The 23,109-nt window shown below is 67.0% G+C and carries 26 protein-coding genes; 17 read left to right on the plus strand and 9 right to left on the minus strand.

The window, feature by feature from the left end; all coding sequences use genetic code 11:
- Positions 1-135: 135 nt before the first annotated feature.
- The 12 genes from G7B69_RS00055 to G7B69_RS00110 are packed head-to-tail and all read left to right on the plus strand — an operon-like array spanning position 136 to position 11,600.
- Positions 136-762, plus strand: coding sequence for a cytochrome c3 family protein (locus tag G7B69_RS00055; RefSeq protein ID WP_207785913.1), 627 nt, complete (start codon positions 136-138; stop codon positions 760-762).
- Positions 759-3,515, plus strand: a complete 2,757-nt coding sequence (locus G7B69_RS00060) for a 4Fe-4S dicluster domain-containing protein (RefSeq protein ID WP_166174791.1) — start codon at positions 759-761, stop codon at positions 3,513-3,515. Before G7B69_RS00055 ends, G7B69_RS00060 begins: the two co-directional genes overlap by 4 nt.
- The gene (gene nrfD / locus G7B69_RS00065; RefSeq protein WP_166174793.1) at positions 3,512-4,846 is read left to right on the plus strand and encodes an NrfD/PsrC family molybdoenzyme membrane anchor subunit; all 1,335 of its coding nucleotides are present in this window, start codon (positions 3,512-3,514) and stop codon (positions 4,844-4,846) included. The genes G7B69_RS00060 and nrfD overlap by 4 nt, the downstream gene beginning before the upstream one ends.
- Complete coding sequence (locus tag G7B69_RS00070; RefSeq protein WP_166174795.1) at positions 4,818-5,375, plus strand: DUF3341 domain-containing protein; 558 nt, start codon at positions 4,818-4,820, stop codon at positions 5,373-5,375. The genes nrfD and G7B69_RS00070 overlap by 29 nt, the downstream gene beginning before the upstream one ends.
- The gene (locus G7B69_RS00075) at positions 5,372-5,851 is read left to right on the plus strand and encodes a c-type cytochrome (RefSeq protein WP_166174797.1); all 480 of its coding nucleotides are present in this window, start codon (positions 5,372-5,374) and stop codon (positions 5,849-5,851) included. The genes G7B69_RS00070 and G7B69_RS00075 overlap by 4 nt, the downstream gene beginning before the upstream one ends.
- Positions 5,848-6,858: a hypothetical protein gene (locus G7B69_RS00080; protein ID WP_166174799.1), complete on the plus strand. Its 1,011-nt coding sequence runs from the start codon at positions 5,848-5,850 to the stop codon at positions 6,856-6,858. Before G7B69_RS00075 ends, G7B69_RS00080 begins: the two co-directional genes overlap by 4 nt.
- Complete coding sequence (locus G7B69_RS00085; protein ID WP_166174801.1) at positions 6,855-7,289, plus strand: hypothetical protein; 435 nt, start codon at positions 6,855-6,857, stop codon at positions 7,287-7,289. The genes G7B69_RS00080 and G7B69_RS00085 overlap by 4 nt, the downstream gene beginning before the upstream one ends.
- A complete protein-coding gene (locus tag G7B69_RS00090) occupies positions 7,286-8,062 on the plus strand; it encodes an SCO family protein (RefSeq protein WP_166174803.1) in 777 nt (258 codons plus the stop codon). The genes G7B69_RS00085 and G7B69_RS00090 overlap by 4 nt, the downstream gene beginning before the upstream one ends.
- Positions 8,059-9,009 carry a cytochrome c oxidase subunit II gene (gene coxB, locus G7B69_RS00095; protein ID WP_166174805.1) on the plus strand — a complete coding sequence of 317 codons (951 nt, stop codon included), beginning with the start codon at positions 8,059-8,061 and terminating at the stop codon, positions 9,007-9,009. Before G7B69_RS00090 ends, coxB begins: the two co-directional genes overlap by 4 nt.
- The gene (locus G7B69_RS00100; RefSeq protein WP_243414955.1) at positions 9,006-10,706 is read left to right on the plus strand and encodes a cytochrome c oxidase subunit I; all 1,701 of its coding nucleotides are present in this window, start codon (positions 9,006-9,008) and stop codon (positions 10,704-10,706) included. Before coxB ends, G7B69_RS00100 begins: the two co-directional genes overlap by 4 nt.
- Positions 10,699-11,325, plus strand: coding sequence for a cytochrome c oxidase subunit 3 (locus G7B69_RS00105; protein WP_166174807.1), 627 nt, complete (start codon positions 10,699-10,701; stop codon positions 11,323-11,325). The genes G7B69_RS00100 and G7B69_RS00105 overlap by 8 nt, the downstream gene beginning before the upstream one ends.
- Entirely contained in the window at positions 11,322-11,600 is a 279-nt protein-coding gene (locus G7B69_RS00110; protein ID WP_166174809.1) for a cytochrome C oxidase subunit IV family protein, read from the plus strand. Before G7B69_RS00105 ends, G7B69_RS00110 begins: the two co-directional genes overlap by 4 nt.
- On the opposite strand, the gene G7B69_RS00115 is transcribed toward G7B69_RS00110, so the two are convergent.
- From G7B69_RS00115 to G7B69_RS00145, 7 genes are all read right to left on the minus strand, one after another.
- Positions 11,589-12,425 (minus strand): HAD-IIA family hydrolase, encoded by an 837-nt coding sequence (locus G7B69_RS00115; protein ID WP_166174811.1) that lies wholly within the window; start codon positions 12,423-12,425, stop codon positions 11,589-11,591. The genes G7B69_RS00110 and G7B69_RS00115 overlap by 12 nt on opposite strands.
- Positions 12,422-13,885, minus strand: coding sequence for a biotin carboxyl carrier protein (locus G7B69_RS00120; protein WP_166174813.1), 1,464 nt, complete (start codon positions 13,883-13,885; stop codon positions 12,422-12,424). The genes G7B69_RS00115 and G7B69_RS00120 overlap by 4 nt, the downstream gene beginning before the upstream one ends.
- Before the next feature lies 1 nt (position 13,886).
- Positions 13,887-14,351 (minus strand): acetyl-CoA carboxylase biotin carboxyl carrier protein, encoded by a 465-nt coding sequence (locus tag G7B69_RS00125; protein ID WP_166174815.1) that lies wholly within the window; start codon positions 14,349-14,351, stop codon positions 13,887-13,889.
- Entirely contained in the window at positions 14,348-15,385 is a 1,038-nt protein-coding gene (locus tag G7B69_RS00130; RefSeq protein ID WP_166174817.1) for a PEP/pyruvate-binding domain-containing protein, read from the minus strand. Before G7B69_RS00130 ends, G7B69_RS00125 begins: the two co-directional genes overlap by 4 nt.
- A complete protein-coding gene (locus tag G7B69_RS00135; protein WP_166174819.1) occupies positions 15,382-17,229 on the minus strand; it encodes a PEP-utilizing enzyme in 1,848 nt (615 codons plus the stop codon). Before G7B69_RS00135 ends, G7B69_RS00130 begins: the two co-directional genes overlap by 4 nt.
- A gap of 171 nt (positions 17,230-17,400) precedes the next feature.
- On the minus strand, positions 17,401-17,901 hold the full coding sequence (locus G7B69_RS00140) for a hypothetical protein (protein WP_166174821.1): 501 nt from the start codon (positions 17,899-17,901) through the stop codon (positions 17,401-17,403).
- Between the two features lie 64 nt (positions 17,902-17,965).
- Positions 17,966-18,940, minus strand: coding sequence for a helix-turn-helix domain-containing protein (locus tag G7B69_RS00145; protein ID WP_166174823.1), 975 nt, complete (start codon positions 18,938-18,940; stop codon positions 17,966-17,968).
- A 143-nt stretch (positions 18,941-19,083) separates the two neighbouring features.
- Here G7B69_RS00145 and G7B69_RS00150 point away from each other — a divergent pair, with 143 nt between their 5' ends.
- Genes G7B69_RS00150 through G7B69_RS00170 form a run of 5 tightly spaced genes read left to right on the plus strand, consistent with a single transcriptional unit; the run spans position 19,084 to position 22,662 of the window.
- A complete protein-coding gene (locus G7B69_RS00150) occupies positions 19,084-19,443 on the plus strand; it encodes a VOC family protein (RefSeq protein ID WP_166174825.1) in 360 nt (119 codons plus the stop codon).
- Between the two features lie 4 nt (positions 19,444-19,447).
- Positions 19,448-20,176, plus strand: a complete 729-nt coding sequence (locus tag G7B69_RS00155) for an AraC family transcriptional regulator (protein WP_166174827.1) — start codon at positions 19,448-19,450, stop codon at positions 20,174-20,176.
- Positions 20,177-20,235: 59 nt separating this feature from the next.
- Positions 20,236-21,261, plus strand: a complete 1,026-nt coding sequence (locus G7B69_RS00160) for an amidohydrolase family protein (protein ID WP_166174829.1) — start codon at positions 20,236-20,238, stop codon at positions 21,259-21,261.
- A gap of 13 nt (positions 21,262-21,274) precedes the next feature.
- Positions 21,275-21,721 carry a hypothetical protein gene (locus G7B69_RS00165; protein WP_166174831.1) on the plus strand — a complete coding sequence of 149 codons (447 nt, stop codon included), beginning with the start codon at positions 21,275-21,277 and terminating at the stop codon, positions 21,719-21,721.
- Entirely contained in the window at positions 21,718-22,662 is a 945-nt protein-coding gene (locus G7B69_RS00170; protein ID WP_166174833.1) for an alpha/beta hydrolase, read from the plus strand. Before G7B69_RS00165 ends, G7B69_RS00170 begins: the two co-directional genes overlap by 4 nt.
- A gap of 7 nt (positions 22,663-22,669) precedes the next feature.
- Here the strand turns inward: G7B69_RS00170 and G7B69_RS00175 are convergent, their stop codons facing one another.
- Positions 22,670-22,834, minus strand: coding sequence for a DUF3309 family protein (locus G7B69_RS00175; RefSeq protein ID WP_166174835.1), 165 nt, complete (start codon positions 22,832-22,834; stop codon positions 22,670-22,672).
- 48 nt (positions 22,835-22,882) lie between these two features.
- The gene (locus G7B69_RS00180; protein WP_166174837.1) at positions 22,883-23,032 is read right to left on the minus strand and encodes a lmo0937 family membrane protein; all 150 of its coding nucleotides are present in this window, start codon (positions 23,030-23,032) and stop codon (positions 22,883-22,885) included.
- Between the last annotated feature and the right edge of the window lie 77 nt (positions 23,033-23,109).

Genomic DNA, 23,109 nt, shown 5'->3' on the forward strand with positions numbered 1-23,109 from the left:
CTTGATTGTGAAAATGGGACGAACGAGGGTTCGGCGCGACCGGTAGGGAGAGACGCGCGCCTGCCCGATGTCCCCGCGGACCAGAAGCAGGGACCGGCACTGCCACAGATCTTTTCCCCTTCGGCCGACACCTGGATGCGCGTCGTTCTCGGCGGGGCGCTCCTGCTGGTCGCCGGAGCGAGCGCGGCCGGGGCGGGACTGGTGCGCGGCACTTTCTGGACCCGAGCGGGCTGGGTGCAGGATCAGACGGTGCCTTTCAGCCATCGTCACCATTCCGGCGACCTGGGGATCGATTGCCGTTACTGCCATACCGGCGCCGAGACAGGCGCGGTGGCGGGCCTGCCGCCCACTCACACCTGCATGACCTGCCATTCGCAGATATGGACCGGCGCTCCGGCGCTGGCGCCGGTGAGGCAGAGCTATGCCACCGGCAAGCCGCTAGCGTGGAACCGCGTCGCGCAACTACCCGATTACGTCTATTTCGACCACCACGTACACGTCGTCAACGGCGTCGCCTGCGTCGAGTGTCACGGGCGCGTCGACGAGATGCCGCTGACCTGGCGGGCCCAGCCGTTCACGATGGACTTCTGCGTTGACTGCCACCGGCACCCGGAAAGGGCCCTCCGCCCGCCGTCAATGGTCACCCGGATGGATTGGTCGGGTCTGAATCCCAATCTCCTCAAGCAGTACGGAATTCGCATCGCCGGACACAAAGGGCTCGATCCCGACCGACTGACGAATTGCGAGACCTGTCACCGATGAGCCTGGCCGATCCACTCGCGCTGCTCCAGGAGCGCTTCCCCTCGCTCGATCTGCGGCGGCGCGACGTTCTCAAGACGCTCGGTGCGACGCTGGCGCTCGCCGGCCTCGACGGCTGCGGGCGCGAGGCGGACGAAACCGCGATGCCGTTCGTCGAGGATCCGGACGGCGGCCCCGGCGCTGAAAAGCATTACGCCACCGCTGTCGAACTCGATGGAATCGGCCAACCGGTGATCGGCATTTGCCGCGATGGGCGGCCGGTCAAGCTCGAGGGCAATCCGGCACATCCCGCGAGCCTCGGCGCGACTGACGCGTTCACTCAGGCGGCGCTGCTTGGGCTGTACGATCCGGCACGCTCGGCCACACCCCTGCGGCAGGGAGCGCCCGCCACATGGGGCGAGGCGGAAGCCGCACTGTTCCAGCTGGCGAGGCGACTCGACGAAGCCGCGGGCGGCGGCTTTCACTTGCTCACCGGGCCCGTTGGTTCGCCGACGCTGCTGCGGCAGATCGCCGAGCTGCGCGCGAGCTGGCCGGCGATGCGCTGGCACGTCCATGCGCCGCTTGCGGGAACGGTCCCGCAGCCGGTGCTGCCGCTCGACAAGGTCGAGGCGCTTGTGGCGCTCGATTCCGATCCGCTCGGCGCGGGGCCCTTGCAGACAATCCACGCGCGCGGCTGGTCGGCGCGTCGGCGGGCCTACCAAGAAGGGAAGGGTGATGCGCTGCTGTTCGTCGCCGAGCCCGTCCCGACGCTCACCGGAGTCTCCGCCAGCGAGCGGTTGATCGCCCGTCACGGCCGAATTCCGGCGCTGTTGGCCGGTCTGGCCGAAGAGCTCGACGGTGGCGCGAAAGGAGGAACGTTCGACGCGCGCGAGCAGGCGTGGCTGCAAACCGCGGTCGCGGAGCTACGCCGGCACAGAAACGCTGCGCTAATCCTGCTCGGAGCGCACCATCCGCCTCCGCTCCACGAACAGGTTGCAGCGCTCAACGCGGCAATCGCTGCGCCGCGCCCATTGGGCTTTGCCGCGGTCAACCCCGACGCCGAGGACCTGACCGCGCTCGTGGCAGCCATGCGGTCCGGCGAGGCGCAAGCGGTGTTCGTGCTCGACAGCAACCCCGCCTATAGCGCGCCGCCCGATCTCGGATTCAGGCAGGCGTTCGCCAAGGTGCCGCTGCGCCTCCATGCCGGCCCGCACGCCGACGAGACCGCCGCACTGGCGCACTGGCACTTGCCGTTGGCGCATCCGCTGGAGAGCTGGAGTGACGTGCGCGCCGCTGACGGTTCGGCCGGCATCGTCCAGCCGCTGGTGCGGCCGTTCCTCGATGTGCGTTCGCGGCATGAGGTCCTGGCGTTACTCGCCGGAGACCGGAGCGAGGCGCGAGCGCTGGTGCAGGCAAGCTGGAACGCGACCGACGACGATGCGCGCTGGCAGGACGCATTGCTGCGCGGTTCAATGAAGTCCTCTTCCCTTGCGGGAGAGGGAGGAGCACCAACAGGGGCGGACCTCTCCCCCGACCCTCTACCGCACGAGGGGGACGCCGAGCGCGGCCTCGACCTCGTGATCCTGCCCGACCCGACCGTCCACGATGGGCAGTTCGCGCACAATCCGTGGCTGCAGGAGCTGCCCAAGCCGCTGACCAAGCTGACGTGGGACAACGCGATCCACATCGGTCCCACGCTCGCCGCGCGGCTTGGCCTGGAAAACGAACGGCGCGCCGAGCTGTCGGTCGGACAGGCGAGGGTGGTCGGCCCGGTATGGATCGTCCCCGGCATCGCCGACGAGACGGTGCTGGTCCACCTCGGCTACGGCCGCCGTGCGGGCGGCCAGGTGGGTGAGGGGATGGGGTTCGACGCCTATCAGTTGCGGAGCAGCGCCTCGCCGTGGCGGCGCGCCGGCGCACGGTTGCGCGCGCTCGATGGCAGCTACCCGCTGGCCACGACCCAGCCGCACACGACGATGGCGGGACACGACTTCGTCAAGTTCGTCGGCCACGCGGGCGAGGGCGTTCCGAAAACCCCGCCCAAGCCGAACATGTACCCCCCGCAGCCGCGCACGGACGGCCTCGCCTGGGGCATGGCGATCGACCTCGACGTGTGCATCGGCTGCAACGCCTGCGTCACCGCCTGTGTGGCGGAGAACAACATCCCGATGGTCGGCAAGGACCAGGTCCACAAGGGCCGCGAGATGCACTGGCTGCGCGTCGATCACTACGCCGATGGCCCTTCGGACGATCCACAGCATGCGTTCCAGCCGGTGCCGTGCATGCATTGCGAGGACGCCCCGTGCGAGATGGGCTGCCCGGTCAACGCCACCGTGCACAGCCCCGACGGGCTCAACCTGCAGGTCTACAACCGCTGCATCGGCACCCGCACCTGCTCCGCCTACTGCCCGTACAAAGTCCGCCGCTTCAACTGGCTCGACTACACCCGCGAGGACCCTCCGGTGCTGCGCGCCGCGCGCAATCCCGAAGTGACCGTGCGCGACCGCGGGGTGATGGAGAAATGCACGTACTGCATCCAGCGGATCGAGCGCGAGAAGATCGGCGCCGATGCCGAGGGGCGGCCGATGGGCGAGGTCAAGACGGCCTGCCAGCAAGTCTGCCCGACCAACGCCATCGTGTTCGGCAACCTCGCCGACGGCTCCAGCGAAGTCTCGCGCCGCAAGGCCGATCCGCGCGATTACGCGCTGCTGGAGGAGGCCAATACCCGCCCGCGCACCACCTATTTCGCGCGCATCCGCAAGGGGCGCAAGGCATGAGCGAGAAGAATCTCACCGGCCGCTATCACCGGATCACCGGCGAGGTGGTGTCGATCCCGCCGCACTTCCCGGCGCCGGTCGCCTGGGCGGTGCTGTTCGGCATCTCGATGCTGCTGGTAGGACTGCTGGTGGTCTCGGTGGTCGTGCTACTGATCAAAGGGCCGGGCATCTGGGGCAACAACATCCCGGTCGGCTGGGGCTTTCCCATCTCGAATTACATCTGGTGGCTCGGGATCGGCCACGCCGGCACGTTAATCTCCGCCATGTTGCTGCTGATGCAGGAGAACTGGCGCAACTCGCTCAACCGCTTCGCCGAGGCGATGACGCTGTTCGCGGTGACCTGCGGCGGACTCTACCCGGTGCTCCACCTGGGGCGGCCGTGGTTTTTCTACTGGATGGCACCCTATCCCAGCACGATGGGTGTGTGGCCGCAGTTCCGCAGTCCCCTTACGTGGGATTTCTTCGCGGTTCTGACTTACCTGATCGTCTCGATCTGCTTCTGGTACATCGGCATCGTCCCCGACCTCGCCGCCGCGCGCGACCGGGCGGCAAAGCGGCGCTGGCAGGTGTTCTTCGGGATTTTCGCGCTCGGCTGGCGGGGGAGCGGACGGCATTGGGTGCGTTGGCGCCAGGCCTACGTGATCACCGCGGCGATCGCGGTGCCGCTGGTGGTGTCGGTGCACTCGGAAATCTCGATGCTGTTCGCCGCCGGGCCGATCCCGGGGTGGAACTCGACCTTGTTCCCGCCCTACTTCGTGCTCGGCGCGGCGTTCTCGGGCTTCGCCATCGTGACGATGCTGGCGGTAATGGTCCGCTCGCTTCTCGGCCTCAAGGATCTGGTCAACGACCGGCACCTCGACATGCTCGGGCGGATGACGTTGGCGACCGGGCTGCTGACAGGCTTCGGCTACGTCGCCGAGGTGTTCACCGCGCTCTACGCCGGCAGCTACGAGTACCAAACGCTGATCGACCGTTTCACCGGTCCCTACTGGTGGAGCTTCTGGGGCGCGGTGTTCTTCAATTTCGTGCCGCTGCAGCTGTTGTGGTGGCGCAAGGTGCGCGTCGCGGCGATCCCGGCGTTCCTGATCGGCCTCAGCGTCGCGGTCGGCATGTGGATGGAGCGCTACATGCTGCTGGTCACCTCGCTTTACCGCGACTGGCTCGAAAGCTCGGTCAACCTGTTCCACGCGACGTTTTGGGACTGGTCGCTTTATCTCGGCTTCATCGGCTTCTTTATGGCCGCATTCCTGCTGTTCGTGCGGTTCCTGCCGGTGATCTCGCAATTTGAGATCAAGGAAGCGCTTGAAGAGGGGGAGAAGTCCGCTGGCTGAGCGCGAGCCCGCCTTCCTGGTCGCTGAATTCGCCGAGCCCAAGCCGATGCTCGAGGCAGCGAAGACGCTTCGTGAGGAAGGTTGGCGGGTCGAGCTGCACTCGCCGTTCCCGGTCAAGGGGATGAAGGAAGCGCTCGGTTTCACCGACCGCACGGTGCCGCACGCGTTCCTGGTCGGCGGCATCGTGGGGGCCGTGGCGGGTTTCGGCATCCAGGCTTATGCCAACTGGGCCTATCCGCTCGACGTTGGCGGCCGGCCGCTGATCGCCGTGCCGGCGTTCATGCTGATCGTGTTCGAGGTGATGGTGCTGTGCTCGGTGCTCACCGGCATCGCGACGATGTTCGCCAAGAACCACCTGCCGCGGTTGCATTACCCGCTGTTCGACGCGGCGCGTTTCCACCTCGCGAGCGACAACCGCTTCTTCGTCTCGCTGGCGCTGGATGGGTGCGACGAGGGCAAAGCTCGCGCGGCGCTGGACCGGCAAGGCCCGGCCTCGGTCGAGAAGGTGGGCGGGGAGTTGCCGGAATGAGGCGGGTCGCAATCCTCCTCCTGCTCGCGCTCGCCGGGTGCAAGAACATGGTCCAGCAGCCGCGCTACGACGAATACGAGGCGAGCCCGCTCTATCCTGCCCGGATGGCGATGCAACACCCGCCCGAGGGCACCGTGGCGCAGGACTTGCCGCAGCAGATCGCCGCTGCGCAGCGTCCGCCGCTGACCAGGGCGCTGGTCGAGCGCGGCCGCGAGCGCTTCGGCATATATTGCACCCCGTGCCACGCCTACGACGGATCGGGTGACGGCGTGGTCCCCGCGCGGGGCTTTCCGCATCCGCCGGACTTGCGCTCCGCGCGGCTGCGGCAAGCCCCGCTGTCACATGTCTACGACGTGATCACCAACGGCTACGGCGTGATGTACTCCTACGCCGACCGGGTTGCGCCACCGGACCGCTGGGCGATCGCGGCGTACACCCGCGTGTTGCAGCAGGCTCAGCCGGAGAGCCAGCCGTGATCCGTCGCGGCGAGCGGTGGCTCGGCGCGCTCGGCGCGCTGGGCGCCGTGGCCGCGTTGCTGCTCGTGCTCGCCGGCCCGCGCGAGGCGCTCACCGGCTGGCTCGGCGCGGTTTCATTCATCGCCGGATTGCCAGCGGGCGGGCTGATCCTGCTGCTGATGATGCCGCTGATCTCGGGCAAATGGACCGAGGACTTGCGCGGCCCCGCGCGGCTGCTCGGCGCACTGTGGCCGCTCGCCGCGCTCGTATTCGTCCCGGTGGTGATCGGCATGGCGGCGATCTACCCGTGGTTCGGCGCGCCGCCGCATTCGGCGTTCGCCGGGGTGTGGCTCAACCCGCCGTTTTTCGCCGCGCGGACGGTCGGCTGGTTCGCGCTCGCCGGGCTCATCGCCGCGCGCGCCGCGGCGCCGATGAGCGAAGGCGTCGCGGCGGGCCTGTTGATCGCCGTGGTGCTGGCCGACAATTTCGTCGCGACCGACTGGCTGATGACGCTCGACCCCAAGTTCGCCTCCTCGGCGTTCGGGGCACAGGTGATCGTGTTCGACGTTTGCGCGGGGCTCGCGGCGATGATCCTTCTTCGCCTTGCCGCCGGCAAGCCGCGCCACACCGGGGTGCTCGGCGGGTTGCTGCTGACGCTCCTGCTGCTGTGGGCCTATTTCCAGTTCATGCCCTTCCTGATCGTCTGGTCGGGCAACCTGCCGGACGGCGTGGGGTGGTATCTCGCGCGGCGGGGCAGCGGATGGGTGGCGGCCATTGTCGCCGCCTCGGTCCTCGGCGGGGTGCCGATGTTCGCTCTCCTGGCGCCGCAAGCGCGCCGAAGCCCGCGCGGGCTCGGCCTTTGCGCCGCGGCTGTGCTGGCGGGCAAGGCGATCGAATTCGCCTGGCTCGCGCTCCCGGGTCGGAGCGGGCTGGCGGTGCTGGCGTGGTTGCTGGCGCTCGCCGGGCTCGGCTGCCTCGCGGTCGCCTCGCTGCTGCGCGCCGCGCGTCTCGCGGAGGCGGCGGCATGAGCGGCATGGTTCCCGGCCTCCATCCTAACACACGCCCGCAACGCAAGGGCGAGGGCGGCGCGTGGAAGGTTGCCGCGGACAACGCCTTCGAAGCCCGCGATGCGCCGCCGCGCTGGGTCGCTCTGGGCCTCGTCGGCACCCTGGCGGTGCTGTTGCTAAGCGTCGCGGGCGTGCTTTGGTTCGTCGGTGCGAACAAGCCGCGCGTGCCCCTGCTCGCGGACGCAGCGAAGGCGCGCTTCCACACCGCGGGTCCGCCACTCGAGGCCGCTCCGCAAGCCGACCGGGCGGCGCTGGAACGGGTGCATCCCGCACCCAATGGGTCGGCGCTCGATGCGGCCATGGGCGCTGTCGTTCAGCAAGGCTGGGGTGAGGCCGACGCCCCACCTTCGCGCGCCGACACGGCCATGAAACGGGCGGAGGCGCGGCAATGATCGCGCGCCTTCTCGCGCTTGTGGCCGCCGCCATGCTGGCGGCCGGTGCGGTCGATCCCAACGATCCGTTCAAGGCCGCCTCGATCGTCGAGAAGCCCGGCGCCTCAATCCCGCTGGACGGGCCCTTTGTCACGTCGGCGGGTCAGCCGGTCACGCTGCGCCAGCTCGCCGCCGGCAAGCCGCTGCTGATTACGCCTGTGCAACACGAATGCCCGAACATCTGCGGCGTCACGCTTGCGGGAATCGCCGGAGCGATCGACGGGCAACCGAAGTACAAACCGGGGCGGGACTTCGCCATCGTCGCCCTCGGCATAGACCCGCGCGAAGGGTCGGCGCAGGCGGGCGACGATCTCAAGCGGCTCGCCGCGCAGCGCCCGAACGCCGTCTGGCAACCGGCCGCGCTCACGGGTAGCGAACAGGCGATCCACGCCGTCACCGATGCCCTGGGCTATCGTTATGCCTGGTCCGACCAGCTTGGACAGTACGCGCACCTGTCGGGCACGGCGGTGCTGACGCCCGACGGGCGGATGTCGAGCTGGCTCTACGGTCTCGCGCCCACTTCTGCGCAGCTACAGGCGGCGGTGACGCAAGCGAGCGCCGGACGCAGCGGCGGGGTGATGCAGCAGATCTTGCTGCTGTGCTTCCACTACGATCCACAGACCGGCCGCTATTCGCTGGCGATCACAAAGGCCCTGCGCCTTGCAGGGGTCGCCACGGTGCTGCTGATCGCGCTCGCCATTCTCCTCCTCTCGCGGCGGCGGAGGACGGCATGAGTCTGCATTTCTGGCCCACGCAAGCCTCGCTCCATGCCGAACATGTCGACTGGCTGATCGGCAGCTTCGGCATTCTTGTCGCCTTGCTCGCGGCGCCGGTGTTCATCCTCTCGGCGGTCTACCTGGTTCGCTACCGCCACGGGCGCAAGGCCGACCGGAGCCAGCGCGAGGCGGGCAACGTGTGGCTCGAGACAGCGTGGGCGGCGATCCCGTTCCTGCTGGTGATGGGATTCTATGTCTGGTCGACGAAGATGTTTCTCGATCAGCAGAGCCCGCCCGATGACGCGCTGACGATCGACGTGATCGCCAAGCAGTGGATGTGGAAATTCCAGCACGCCGGGGGGCAACGCGAGATCAACGAGCTGCACGTGCCCGTCGGCCGCCCGATCCGCCTGACGATGACCAGCCAGGACGTGATCCATAGTCTCTATTTGCCCGCGCTGCGCATCAAGCAGGACGTGCTGCCGGGGCGCTACACGCAGGAGTGGTTCGCGGCGACCGACACCGGCACGTTCCCGCTGCGCTGCGCCGAGTTCTGCGGGACCGATCACAGCGTGATGGGCGGACGGCTGGTGGTGCAGACGCCGGCCGATTTCGCGGGTTGGCAGGCGCAGGCCGGCGCCGACCGCAGCCTGGCGCAGCTCGGCCACACGCTATTCGACCGGCTCGGCTGCGCGGGATGCCACGGCGGCAATGCCCAAGGACAGGATGCGCAAGTGCGCGCGCCACCGCTCGCGGGTCTCTACGGTAAGCCCGTGCCGCTCGCCGACGGCAGCATCGTCCGCGCCGGCGATCAGTACATCCATGACAGCATCATGCTGCCCAACAAGCAGGTCGCCGCCGGCTACGAGCCGCTCATGCCGCCGTTCGGCAGCGTGCTCGACGAAGAACAGGTCGCCCAGCTCGAGGCGTATATCCGCTCGCTGGGTGCGGGAGGCGACCGATGAGCGAAGCGACGTCACACGTGAACCCGCGCATGTCGCAAGAGCCGATTCCCGACACCGCGGTGGAGCGGGTTTCCTACCTCGCCGAGGGCCATTCGCTGCGCTCGTGGCTGCTGACGACCGATCACAAGCGAATCGCGATCCTTTTCCTCATTTCGATCACCTTCTTCTTCTTTTGCGGCGGTATCGCCGCGGCGCTGATCCGGCTCGACCTGCTGACCCCCGCGCCCGACCTGCTGAGCAACGACGGCTACAACCGGGCCTTCTCGCTGCACGGGATCATCATGGTGTGGTTCTTCCTCATCCCGTCGATCCCAACGACGTTCGGGAATTTCCTGCTGCCGATGATGATCGGCGCGAAGGACCTCGCCTTCCCGCGGCTCAACCTCGCCAGCTGGTACATCTTCGCCCTCGGCGGGCTCGCGACGCTGGCGACGGTCGTCCTCGGCGGAGTCGACACCGGGTGGACGTTTTACACGCCGTTCTCCTCGACCTATTCGAACGGCGCGGTGTTCATGGCGGTGACCGCGGTATTCATCAGCGGGTTCTCGTCGATCCTCACGGGGATCAACTTCATCGTCACGGTGCACAAGCTGCGCTGCCCGGGGATGACCTGGGGGCGGCTGCCGCTGTTCGTCTGGGCGCATTATGCGACTGCGGTGATTTTCGTGCTTGCAACCCCGGTGCTGACTATAGCGCTGCTGCTGGTCGCGCTCGAGCGCGTGTTCGGCATCGGTATTTTCGACCCGCGTCTGGGCGGAGACCCGTTGCTGTTCCAGCACCTGTTCTGGTTCTACAGCCACCCGGCGGTGTACATCATGGTGCTGCCGGCGATGGGGGTGGTCAGCGAATTGATCACCAACGCGGCGCACAAGCAGATCTTCGGCTACTGGTTCGTCGCTGGCAGCGCGATCGCGATCGCGGTGATCGGCTTCATGGTCTGGGGCCACCACATGTTCGTCAGCGGCCAGTCGCCCTATGCCAGCGCGATCTTCTCGTTCCTGTCGATTCTCGTCGCGGTGCCGAGCGCGATCAAGGTCTACAATTGGACCGCGACGCTGCACAAAGGCGACATCGTCATCGACGGTCCGCTGCTCTACGCGCTCGGGTTCATCGGCCTGTTCACGATCGGCGGGCTGACCGGGCTGATGCTGGCGATGCTTAGCATCGACGTGCACGTGACCGACACTTACTTCGTCGTGGCCCATTTCCATTTCATCATGGTCGGCGGCAGCGTCAGCGCCTTTTTCGGGGCTCTGCACTTCTGGTGGCCGAAGGTCACCGGGCGCCTGTACAACGACCTGTGGGCGCGGCTCGCCGCGCTGCTGATCTTCGCCGGCTTCGTGATGACTTTCACGCCGCAGTTCCTGCTCGGCTACGAGGGGATGCCGCGGCGCTATCACGTCTATCCGGAGGCGTTCCAGCCGCTCAACGTGATGAGCTCGGTGGGCGCCTCGATCCTTGCCTTGGGCTATCTGCTGCCGTTCACTTACCTGCTGTGGTCGTTGCGCTACGGCAAGCCGGCGGGGCCGAACCCGTGGGGCGCGACCGGGCTCGAATGGACCACGCCCTCGCCGCCGCCGAAGCACAACTTCGAGACCGTGCCGATCGTCGACAAACAAGCCTACTGCTACCCGGTCGGCGGCCGCGGCGAGCAGTCGGAGCCGCGCACGCAGAACGCGAAGCAGGACGATGGCTGAGGTGAGCCGCCTGCAGCCTCAATTCCCCACGCTCGAGCGCCAGCGCGAGGCCGATCACTTCGGCATGCTGATCTTCCTGGCCACCGAAGTGCTGATCTTCGGCGGGCTGTTCGCCGCGCTGTTCGTGCTGCGCGCGGAGCATTCGACCGAGTACACAAAAGCCTCGAAAGAGATGCATTACTGGCTCGGCGGCATCAACACCGCCGTGCTGCTGACCTCGAGCGCGCTGGTCGCGCTGATGGTTGAGGCAGTGAAGGCCGGCAGCGCCAGGCTGGCGAAATATCTACTGTTCGGGGCTCTCGCGCTCGGACTGACCTTCCTGGCGATCAAGTTCATGGAGTACGGGCTTGAATACCGCGACGGAGTGGTGCCCCAGCTGTCTGCCGCCAAGCTGCGCGGCGGTCCGCACGCGCTTTTCATGGACCTTTATTTCGCCGCGACCGGGCTGCACGCGCTGCACGTTCTCGGCGGGCTCACCTTGCTTGCCTCGCTGATCTGGCCGTTCGGCACCGCCCGGCGCGACACTTCCGCCGTTTTCGCCGGTAATGCCGCGCTCTACTGGCACCTTGTCGATGTGATCTGGGTGTTCCTCTACCCGACGCTCTACCTGGCGCGATGAAGGCGGCGCGCATCATCCTCTTTGCCTGGGCCGCGCTGCTCGCGCTACTGGCCCTGACAGTGGCCGCCAGCTTCGCGCCGCTTGGGAAAGCGCTGCCGTTCGTGTCTTACGGTATCGCCATGGCTAAGACGGCGATCGTCGCCTGGATATTCATGGAGCTAAGGGTCCGCGAGGGACTGCAGCGGCTCGCGCTCGCTGCAGGCTTCGTGTGGCTGGCGATCCTCTTCGTGCTGCTGTTCGCCGACAACCTGACGCGCGGCTGGCTAGGACGATAGCCATCCGCCTTGGAGCAGCTCGCCGACGTTTTCGATCACCAGGTCCGGCCGCCGTTCGCGGCCTTGCGCGGCCCATTGTTCGCGGTTGGTCGTGCCGCTGGCGACGCCTACGCCGATGGCCCCGCCGGCGACGGCCATTTCGATCTCAACCTTGGGATCGTCGCCGATCACCGCGATGTCGCTGGCGGGCAGGCCGAGCCGGGCGGCGACGAAGTCCATTGCCAATTGGCTCGGCTTGCCGGTGACCTGCGGCTCGACCCCGGTTACGCGGTGGATGGCGCCGTTGATGGCGCACGAATAGCCGAAAGCCGGGCCTTCTTTGGTGGCGAAGAACGGTACGTCGGAGGCGGTGTAGAAGGGCGCGCCGTCGAGCACGCGGCCGGCGGCGGCGTGGATGTCTGCCATCGAGCATTCGGGATGCCAGGCGGTATAGACCGCGTCGGCGCTGGCCGCGTCCGGGTCGCCTGGTTGGGTGCAGCGAATGCCGTGACCTTCGAGCGCCTCGACCACGCCGGGTGTGCCGAGCACCAGCACGTTCCGGTAGCCGCGCTCGGCGAAGACCTTGCCGGCGACCGAGTTGGGGGTGAACAGGTGCCCGTCGATGATGGGCAGTCCGACCTCGCGCAGCCGGGGGCCTTGCTTCGAAGCTGAATAAGCGCTGCCGTTGGTCAGCGCGAGGTATGGGATGCCGCGCCGTTCGAGCTCGTTCAGGACCTCGACCGCGCCAGGAATGACCTCGTAGCTGCCGAGCTTGCGGTTCGACAGGATCAGCGTCCCGTCGAGGTCGAACATGAAGCCCTTGGGGGCTTTGGCGGGAGCGTTCACCGGGCCGCGAGCTCCAGCTTAAAGTCGTCCTTCTCCAGTTGCAGCTCGGTCACGTCGGTCCTTTTCAAGAGGTCGCGCAGCAGGTTCATCAGCGCCACGGTCGAAGGGTCGTACTCGCGGGGCGCGGGCCCTTTGGCCTTCATCGCGTCGATCATTTCGGCCGGCATCGTCGCGCGCAGGAGGAATTCCTCGTCGGACAGGTTCTTGCCGATGCGCTTCCTGAGGTCGGACAATTCGGCCATGCCCGGCTCGGCCTGCAGCTCTTTCGTCCGCGGATTGGCCATGATCCTGTCCATGACCTCATGGGCGATCGGCACGTTGGGCCGGCCGAACTTGCCGAGCGCGTAGCGAATGATCTCGTCGGGGATCACCGCGTAGCGCTCCTTGCCGGTGACGTTGAGCACCGCCTGGGTCTGCAGCATCTGCGCGAACGGGGTCATCACGATCGGCCAACCGAGCTCTTCGCGCACCTGGCCCATTTCCTCGATCACCTTGCCTTCGAGCTCCGGCACGCCGTGGTCGGCGAGGTGGCGGCGCATCGTCCCGACCATTCCGCCGGGGAGCTGGTGGCGCAAGTAGGCGGCGTCGAAGTGCATCGGCTTGCCCATCGGCAGCCCCTCAGCCTCGGCGAGCGCGGTGAAGTATTCGGCGACTTCGCGCGCGGCGTCCTCGTCGATGTCGACCGTGTGGCCCATCGCCTTGAGGTTGGCGATCATCCGGGTGATCGGCGGATTGCTGGTGCCGTCGGCCGCCCCGCCGCTGGCGCATTGCACGGCGGCGACGCCGAGGTCGGCGGCTTCGAGGCACGCCGGTTCGGCAAGGCCGATCGTGCAGTGGTTGTGCAGCTCGAGCGGCTTGTCGCCGATCTCGGCGAGGATCGCCGGGATCAGCGTCTGCGCGCGCTTGGGCGTGAGCAGGCCGCCCGGGTCCTTGATGTAGAGCGCATCGACGTCGTGGCTTGCGGCCAGCGTGCGGGCGGCTGCGGCATAGTGCGCGTCGTCGTGGATCGGGCTGATCGAGTAAACGAGTGCCCCAATGACCTGTTCGCCACCGGCACGCTTAACCAATTTGGCAACTTCGACATTGGAAGCGGCATCGTTGGTCGGGTCGGCGAGCGCGAAGCGGCGGATGCCGTTGGTCGCCAGCGTGCGGAAGGCGAGCTCCATGAACTCAGGCGAAGCGGTCTCCCACGCGATGAAGCGGAAGCCGGTGGAGAGGAATTGCAGTGGCGTGTTGCGGCAGATCTGGCCCATCGCGCGGATCCGCTCCCACGGGTCCTCCTGCTTGTAGCGGACCGCCACGCCCATGTGGGTGCTGGTGGTGAAATCGATCGCACGATAGCCGACGCGCTCCATCAGCGGGGCGACGGTCAGCGTCTTGGCGGTATCGACCCCCAGCGCCCCCCACAGGCACTGGTTGCCGTCGCGCAAGGAGGTTTCGACGATCTGGAGCGTGGCCATGCTAGCGCACCTTGACCCGGATCAGCGCCTGGCCTTCCTCGACCGCGCTGCCGTTCGGCGTGAGCAGCGCGACGACCGTGCCGGCCACTCCCGCGCGGATCGGGTTCATGAGCTTCATCACCTCGATGATGCCGATCACCGTTTCCTCGGTCACCGCGTCGCCCGGTTGGACGAACGGCGGATCGCCGGGGCGCGGGGCTTCGTAGAAGTTGCCAAGCAGCGGCGCGGGCACATCGACCTCGCCCGCGCGCGCGGCGCCCGCTTCCTGGCCGAGCGGCATCGGCTCGGGCGCGGGGGAGGGCGTCTCGGCGATCTCGTCCTCTTCGTCATGGTAACGGGGCGCCCAGCTGCCACCCTCGCGGCGAATGCGCAGCTTCAGGCCGCCGGTCTCGAGCTTGAGGTCGGTGAAGTGGCTTTCGTCGAGCAGCCGGGCGATTTCGGCGATGTCGGCGGCCGTCAGGCTCACTTCTTGCCCCCGAAGATGCTCATCACGTGCTTGAGCGGGTTATCCTCGGGCGGCTTGACTGGGGCCAGCGCATCCTTGGTCGCCCACACGGTCTCGGGGCGCGATTGCAGAAGCAGCAAGTTGCCCGCCTTGTCGATCGCCCACTCGATGTCCTGCGGCTTGCCATAGTGCCGCTCGACCTTGCGGCCGACTTCGCGCAGCGCCAGCAGTTCCTCGTCGCTGAGGCAAGGCTGCGAGCGCTCGGCGCCGGACAACTCGACTTCCTTGATCCCCCCGCCTTCGGCCGGGACCTGCTTGGCGTGCTTGTCGGAAATGTCCCGCACGCTGATCTCGCCGGTGATCTTGCCCACGACCCAGCGGTCGGGCGTGACTTCGCCCGAGACGACCGCGCTACCGAGCCCCGGCGCGCCTTCGATGGTGATCACCGACTTGTCGCCGGTCGTCGGGCTGCGCGTGAACATAACCCCCGCGCAGCGCGCGTCGACCATCGCCTGGATCACCACCGCCATCGCCACCCCGTCCTCGGGGAAATCCTGCTTGCGGCGGTAGGTCATGGATTCGACCGAATAGAGGCTGCCCCAGCACTCGCGCACCTTGGTGACCATGTCGGCGCCGGTGAGGACCCACAGGAAGGTGTCCTGCAAGCCGGCGAAGCTGGCGTCCTCGGCATCTTCGGTGGTCGCGCTCGAGCGGACCGCGACGGGCGTCACGCCATCTGTAAGCTCGGCGTGCGCGGAAAGGATCGCCCGCTCGACTTCGGCCGGCATCGGTTCCTCGATGACCCGACGGCGCAGTTCCTCGGAGAGCTTGGTCGCCGCGCCGAGATCGTTCGGATCGAGCGCGGTGACCTTCTCGCGCACCGGCGCCCGCGCCTCGATCGCTTCGAGAAAGGTCTCGAACGCGCTGGTCGTCACGACAAACCCGGGCGGCACCGCAATGCCCGCCTGGGTCAGCTCACCGAGCGAGCCGCCCTTGCCGCCGACGGTCGGTCGGTCGGCGATGCCGACATCCTTGAACCAGGCGACCGCGCTCATGCGTCTTCCAGGACCGGCTCATCCTGAAGGATCGTGACGATCCCGCGTCCGCCATCGACGCGGATGCGCTGGCCGTCCTTGATCTTCGTCGTTGCGCTGCCGGTCCCGACCACGGCGGGGAGGCCGTATTCGCGCGCGACGATGGCCATGTGGCTCATCGACCCGCCGATATCGCTGACCGCGGCGCCGATCTTCTGGAAGATCGGGCTCCAGGTCGGGTTGGTCACCTGGCAGACGAGGATATCGCCCTGCTGGATGCGGCCGATCTCGGCGACCGACTTGACCACCCGGGCCACGCCTTCAACCACGCCGTTGCAAGCGGCAAAGCCTTTCAATTCGTTGGGGTTGGCGTCGGAGCCCTCGTTAAGCCAGGAATCGAGGTTTTCGCGGGTGATGCCCCACAGCATCACGATCGCCGGATCATCGATCACATCGGGTACCGCGCCCAATGCGGGCGAGGTGGTGTGCTTGCCCCATTCCTCGATCGCCGCCTTGCGCTGGGCGACGATCGCCGGCCAGTGCTGCGGGCCGCGCGGGGTCGCGCCGACGCCCCAGCCGAGCATCAGGTCGATGATCGCGCTCTCGAGCTCGTACTGCGTGAGGTGGAAAACGTCGTCCTCCTTGCCCTCGGGGCCAAAGAAGTCATTCTTCGCGAGCAAGGCACCGAACTCCCTGATCTTGTTGAAGAACAGGTTCGTGTACCAGTGCTCGCAGTAGAATTTGTGGCCCTCGACGTATGGGAACACGCGGTGGGCGAGGCCGATCAGCTGGTCGTAAGTCGCCCGATCTTCGTCGGTGTCGAGCAGTTCTCGATAGTCGCTGACCAGCTGGTTGCGTTCCTCGATCAGCTGCGCGGTCGGGCGCTCGATATTGGCGCCGGCCTTGATCTTCTCGATATAGCCGGGGAGCGCCGCGAACGGCAGCGAGAGGTCGTCGTTCCAGCTGCGGTGATAGTGGTAGAAGCCGTCACCCGAGCTGACGTTGAACCACGGATTGCGGCTGGTTTCTAGCTCGCCGAGCCATTCCTTGCCCGCGTTGCTGACCTTGTCGAGATCGGCCAGCACCTGGTCGATGTTCATGTTGTCAGTAAAATGCTGGTCGACGCCCAGTTCGACGGCGCGGCGGGCGAGCCGCTTCACTTCCTCGTCGGGGCGGAAGATCTCGGCTTCCATCCCCGCGACCATCCGGCTGATCGCTTGGTCGCTGATCTCCGGGAAGGCCTTCTTGCAGAAATCGAAGAAGGTCATGTACGCGCCGTAGCCGAGCAGCAGGAACTCGAAGTGGTGGTGCCACATCCGGTGGTACCCTTCGACCTGCTTCTGGTAGATATCGAGCAGCGCGTGGTTCGATGCGACGCCCTTGCCGGTGTGGGTCGTCTCGATCGGTTCGTAGTCGGGCAACTCGGGCTTGGGCAGCGCCTGCGCATCGGCGATCAGCGCCTTCATCTTGACCTTCCACTGGTCGTAGAGCCGTTCCCAGTGCTCGTAGTAGTAGAAGGCGCGCTGCTGGAACTGCTCGACGCGCTCGGCGATCTCCTTGGGGTCGGTCACCGCCACGCCGCCGATGTAGACGCGGCCGTTGATCACCCGGTGGTCGATACCCTTGGCGGTCGGCAGCACGTGGACGCGGGTGTTGAACGCGCCCAGCGCCACGTACGCGGCCTCGGCCGTGATCATATCGAAATGATGCATCGGCTCGGGGAAGTGCATCGAGTTGTAAAACCAGAACTTCTGGTCATCCTCGGGCACGAACTGGGTGTAATAAGGGTAAGCCGCCTGCGCGGCCTCGGTGCCCGGGACGACCTTCAGGTCGCTCGGTAGCGGAAAAGACTTCTGTTCGCTCATCGGTAGGGCAACCTCTCCACGAAGCCCCGCGCCTTTGTGGCATCGTCAGGGGGACTCCTCATGTGTGGAGAGGTTACGCCTCTGCGCCTCACTCGGGCAAGGATTCACGCGCATCGCCAACAGGACAAAAGCGCAGGAGCTTTTGTCTTGTTTCTCCAGGTTGTCCTGGCCTCAGCCGAGCGGGTTCTTGTCCCCGCAGTCGGAATAAACCTTGGCGATCGCCTCGCGTGCGCCGGCGACGTCGAACTTGGTGTTGTAGATGCTGTGCTCGATCGGCTTGAGCCGCACCTCGACGGTCTTGGCGTCGGCCAACTGCTCGAGCAGCCGGCTCAGCGAACGGGTGTTGCCCTGGTCGACCGCCATCGCGAACTTGTCGTTGAAGCGCCAGTTGTCGTCCCAGGTTGGCTTGTCATCCATCCGCAGGGTGACGGGGAAGCTTTCGTACTGGTTGCTCGGCAGCGGCCGTGCCTGGTTGGTGGTGGCGACGACGACCGCGAAGACCTGCTTTTTGCCCGGTTTGTCGCACTTGATCAGAAGCTGCGAGCCATCGGCCGCCTGCACCCCTGCGCCCGAGGCCTGGCCCGGTCCGCCGAAGAAACCCCACGCCGAATTCTGCGCGCCCGCACCCACCGACATGGCCGCCACGGCGACGCCAAACACCCAATAACGCATGTGAATCCACTCCCGCTGACTCATCTCGGGCGATACCGTAACCCGTTGTCCCGCCGTCGGCAAATCAGGATTGGGGCGCATGCCCGGCGCGCCATTCGCGCGGCGTGATGCCGAAGCGCTTGCGGAACAGCCGGGTGAAGTAGCCCGCATCGAGGAACCCCGCGCGAAAGGCGATCTCGGACACCGGCAAGCCGTCGGCGCGCGGGTCGGAGAGCAGGTCGCTCGCCCGGTCGAGCCGCGTGGCGTTCAATTCCTGAACGAAGCTGGTGCCGCTGCCGGCGAGCAGGGTCTGGAGGTACCGCTTGGAAATGCCGATCTTGCCGGCGACCACCTCGGGCGACAGCTCGGGGTCCGCGTAGCCGCTTTCGATCCGGCGGAGGATCTGCCGCGCGAGCTGACCGCGGTGTCGGCTGCTTTCGGCTGGCTCGTGGAAGCCCGTAGCGAGGCCGAGCAGGTGGCCCACTTGTTCGGCGATCAGCGGGCGCGGCAGCGGCGCGTCATCTAGGCTCGTCAGCATGGTCTCAAGCAAGGCGCCGAGTGGCGCGCCCCAACCTTGCCGAGCCTCGATCGGCCGCGCGAGCAGCGCCTCGGGGTCGGGCAGGTACTTCTCGAGCCAGCCTTGCGGCATCATCAGGTCGAGCGCCTCGTGTTCGGTGTCCATTTCCATCTGGTAGAAGCGGGTGTTGTCGAGCAGCACGAACTGGCCCGGCTCGACCGTGAAGCGCTTGCCGCCCATCAGTGTCTTGAGCGTGCCGCGCCGGGCATAGACCAGCTGGATCGACGGCGCCGCGCGCCCGCTCGAGCCTTCCGCTCCCGTATGCGTCACTCGCTGCGCCGGGGCGTGCAGCTGGAGCATCCTCAGTTGGCCGATGCCGTGGCTGGCCCAGCGCGCGGCGAAGCTGTTCGGGTCGAACACAGTGACCTCGATCGGCGCGATCGTGCTCGCCGCCCACTCGCGCCACTCGCGCAAGGCCTCACGCTTGCCGAGGCCGGCGGAGGTCCAGCTGGCATCTTCCGGCGCGGGGGCGGGCTTGGGCATGGCGTGCAAGGGTAGGCCGCCCCTCAAGTGGCGGCAAGCTTGGGCGTTTGGCGCCTGTGCGACACAATTTGCCATTCCTGCGATAGCGCGTCTCGCCACCGGGCGGTATTGTCACCTCCTCAACTCTCCGGGGGAGACAAAGCATGGACTGCAGGATCGGTTACGTGATCGTCGGCGTGAAAGCGCTCGAGCCGGCGATCGCCTTCTACCGTGACACAATGGGCTTCGAGTTCCAGTTCAGCGAACCCGAGATGCATTTCGCCTCCTTCAAAGTCGGCGACATGCGCTTCTCGCTGGCCGAAGGGGCCGAGGAAGTCCACGGCACTGGCAACCGTAACACCGGCATCGGCTTCGAGGTGGCGGACCTCGACGCCGCGCACGCGGATCTCGCCGGCAAGGGTGTTCGCTTCACGATGGGCCCCGGCAAAATGCCGTGGGGGGGCTACATGGCGATGTTCGTCGATCCCGACGGCAACGAGTTCTACCTCGACCAGGCGCAATGAGCCGATGGCCATCGCGATCCGCTGCCTGGCGGCGACCTATTACGGCGGTTTCCACATCCGGCCGCACCGCCACCACTGGGGCCAGCTGATCTACGCCGCCGCTGGGGTGATGCGGGTAAGGGCGGGCGGCATGTTGTGGATCGTTCCGCCGGCGCGTGCCGTTTGGGTGCCCGGCGGGACCGAGCACGAGATTCACGGGCTCGGCGACTTCGCGATGCGCACGCTCTATTTCCCCACCGAGATGAGCGGAGGGCTGCCCGGCGAATGCTGCGCTCTCGACGTCACCCCTCTACTGCGCGAACTGGCCCTCGAACTGGTCGAGCGCTGCCCAATCGACGCTACGGACGATGCGGGCATGCGCCTGTCCGCGGTCGCGCTCGACCTCATCGCGCAGGCGCGCGTGCTCCCGCTGCAATTGCCGCTGCCGCGCGACCCACGCGCCCTGCGGCTGGCCGATCGGCTCTTGGCGGACCCGGCTTCGCCGGCCGAGCTGCCTGAGCTGGCGCGCGCGGCGGGGGCGAGCGCGCGGACGATCCAGCGGCTGTTCCTGGCAGAGACCGGATTGCCATTCAGCCGCTGGCGCCAGCGGCTACGCTTGCTCCGGGGCGCCACCATGCTTGGCAGCGGCGCCTCGGCCACCGAAGCCGGACTGGAGGCGGGGTACGCCGGGACCAGCGCCTTTATCGCCGCCTTTCGCAAGCACTTCGGAGTGACACCTTCGCGGCTCGGTTGAGGAGCATTGCCCTCGCGCCGCCAACCGCTACTCTTCGGCAAACGCCACAGGAGAGACGAATGCGCCTGATCGCCACCGAGGAAGCCTGGTCGATCCCCGAAGTCGCCGCCGAGCTCAAGAAAGTCGGCAACGGCCCTTCGCAAAGTCTCGACAAACTGCTGGTCAAGGGCATCTACAGCGTCGAGCCGGGCGAGCCGGGTTACGACGCGTTCCCGTTCCTTGGCGGCCTGCTCGACGCCGAGGATACCCGCCTCAAACAGATGGATGAATACGGCGTCGACATGCATCTCCTGGCGCTCACCGCGCCCGGCGTGCAGATGTTCGACGCCGACACCGCGCACGAGCTGGCGGTGCTCGCCAATGACCGGCTGGCCGGTCTGACCCATAAATACCCCAAGCGATTCGCCGGCCTCGCCAGCTTCGCTCCGCACAGCCCTAAGCGCGCGGCGAAGGAGATGGAGCGGGCAATAAAAGACCTGAAACTCAACGGCTTCATGGTCAACTCACACACTTACGATGAATACCTCGACGATCCCAAGTTCTGGCCCATCCTCGAAGCCGCCGAGGCGCTCGATCGCTGCCTCTATATCCACCCGCGCGCCGCCTCCTACGGCTTCAAGGGCCCGCTGCAGGACTACGGGATGGACTCGGCGATGTGGGGCTACGGCATGGAAGTCGGCACCCACGCGGTGCGGATGATGGCCGGCGGCGTATTCGACGAATTCCCGAACCTGAAGGTCTGCATCGGCCACATGGGCGAAGCGGTGCCGTTCTGGCTCTGGCGTCTCAATTTCATGAACACCCGCGCGCAGAAGGCCGGCCGGGCGAAGAGGACCAAGCGTTCGATGGCCGAGTATTTCCAGGACAACTTCGTGATCACCAACAGCGGCGTCGAGGACCCCCTGGCGCTGCGCTATTCGATCGACAAGCTCGGCATAGACAACGTCATGTGGGCGATCGACTACCCCTACCAGCCGATGGAACCGGCGGTGAAGTTCATCGAAGCCTTCGTATGCACCGACAATGAGCGCCATGCCTTGTGTCACGGCAACGCCGAACGCATCTTCCATATCGCGCCGGAGTGAGGGGAGGGGGTCCATGTTTGGCTACGCGGTATTCATCGTTACGATGCTGGTGATGAAGCTGGCGCCGGATTCTGCGCTCGGTCGCTGGCTCAGCGCCACGCTCGTCGAACGGCCGCTCGCAAAGGTCGCCGCGATGGATCGGCGGCAAGTGATTTTCCTGATGATCCTGGTCGGCATCTGTTTGTCGGCCGAGACGGTGATCGCGTTCGGTTCGTTCGACCTGCTCTCGCTCTACGCGTGGGACCTCACGGTCTATCTCGACACGATGGTGTTCGTTTATGCGCTGGCGGCGGTGGCGCGGGGGCGGGCGGCGATGCGCTGGCTGGCGCTGCGCGGATCGTTGCTGCTGCGGGGGCGCGCGCGTTTGCGGATGCGGCGCACGCGGGCGGCGCCTCATAGGCCGGAGGACAGCGCCGATAACGACGATGACCCGGCGTCTGCATGGGCCCTCGCGGCATGAACAGGACACGCCACCTGGTCGATCCGGAAATCGCCGCGATGCTCGAGATGCCGGCGCTCGACCTTACCGACGAGACGCTCGAGGAGATCCGCAATAACCCGCTGTTCTCCGCGGCGGACCTGCCGCCGCCGCCCTTTCCGGTGACCGAGGCCTTCGCGCCGAGCGAGCATGGGCCCGAGGTGCGGCTGGTGGTGATGAATCCGCCCAGTGAAAACACCGGTCGCGGGGCGGTCCTGCATATCCACGGCGGCGGGATGGTGGTCGGCGTGGCCGACACGGCGACCGTGACCAAGTGCCCGCTGGCGCTCGAGCACGACGTGGTGGTGGTTTCGGTCGATTACCGGCTTGCGCCCGAAACGCCGTTTCCGGGCCCGCAGGAGGACAATTACGCCGCGCTGCTGTGGCTGGCGGATCATGCAAGCGACCTCGGGGTCGACCCTGCGCGGATCGTGGTGATGGGTGAAAGCGCGGGCGGCGGACTGGCCGCCAGCCTCGCGCAGATGACCCGCGACCGGGGCGGGCCGCGGCTTGCCGGGCAAGTGCTGGTCTACCCGATGCTCGACTGGCGCACCGGCGGCCCCGAGTGCGCGCATAACAACCGCCACACCGGGGAATGGATCTGGACCCGCGACAAGAACCGCTTCGGCTGGGAAGCCCTGCGCGGCGACTACTCGCCGGCCGACGCGCGCAAGGGCTGGTTCTCACCCGCGCTTGCCGACGACCTTTCCAGCCTTGCGCCCGCCTATATTGCCACCGGCGCGCTCGACTTGTTCCTCGACGAGGACCTCGCCTACGCCCGGCGTCTGATCGACGCCGGGGTGGCGTGCGAGCTGCACGTCTACCCCGGGGCGATCCATGCCTTCGAGATGGTGCCGGACACCGCGCTAGCCACGCAGGCGGCGAGCGATCTCAGGCGCGGACTGGGCCGGTTGCTCGCCTAGCGAGCCGTCAGATCCGCCCCAGGAGCCATAGCACCAGCACGATGATCAGGATCAGGCCGAGGATGCCAGTCCCCCGGTGGCCGTAGCCGTAGCCGTAGCCGCCGAACCGGCCACTGAAGCCGCCGAGCAGGGCGATCACCACGATGATGACGAGGATTAGCCCGATCGACATCGGCCGTGCTCCCGAAAAGCGCCGGTCACGCGCGGTGACCGGCGCGGACTAGACGCTCCGGCGCCCCGTAACGAGGTTCCAGATGATCACGATCACAGCGAGCACAAGCAGCAGGTGGATCAGACCACCGCCGACGTGGAACGCGAGGAATCCCAAGGCCCACAGGATCACGAGAATGACAGCGATGGTCCAAAGCATATCGGCTCTCCGTTTTGTTTCCTGCGCAACGGTTCCGGTGGCCGCTAGGTTCCTGAACGGATTTTGCCCGCGGAGCG

Source organism: Croceibacterium segetis (genome assembly GCF_011320115.1).
GTDB classification, from domain to species: Bacteria; Pseudomonadota; Alphaproteobacteria; order Sphingomonadales; family Sphingomonadaceae; genus Croceibacterium_B; species Croceibacterium_B segetis.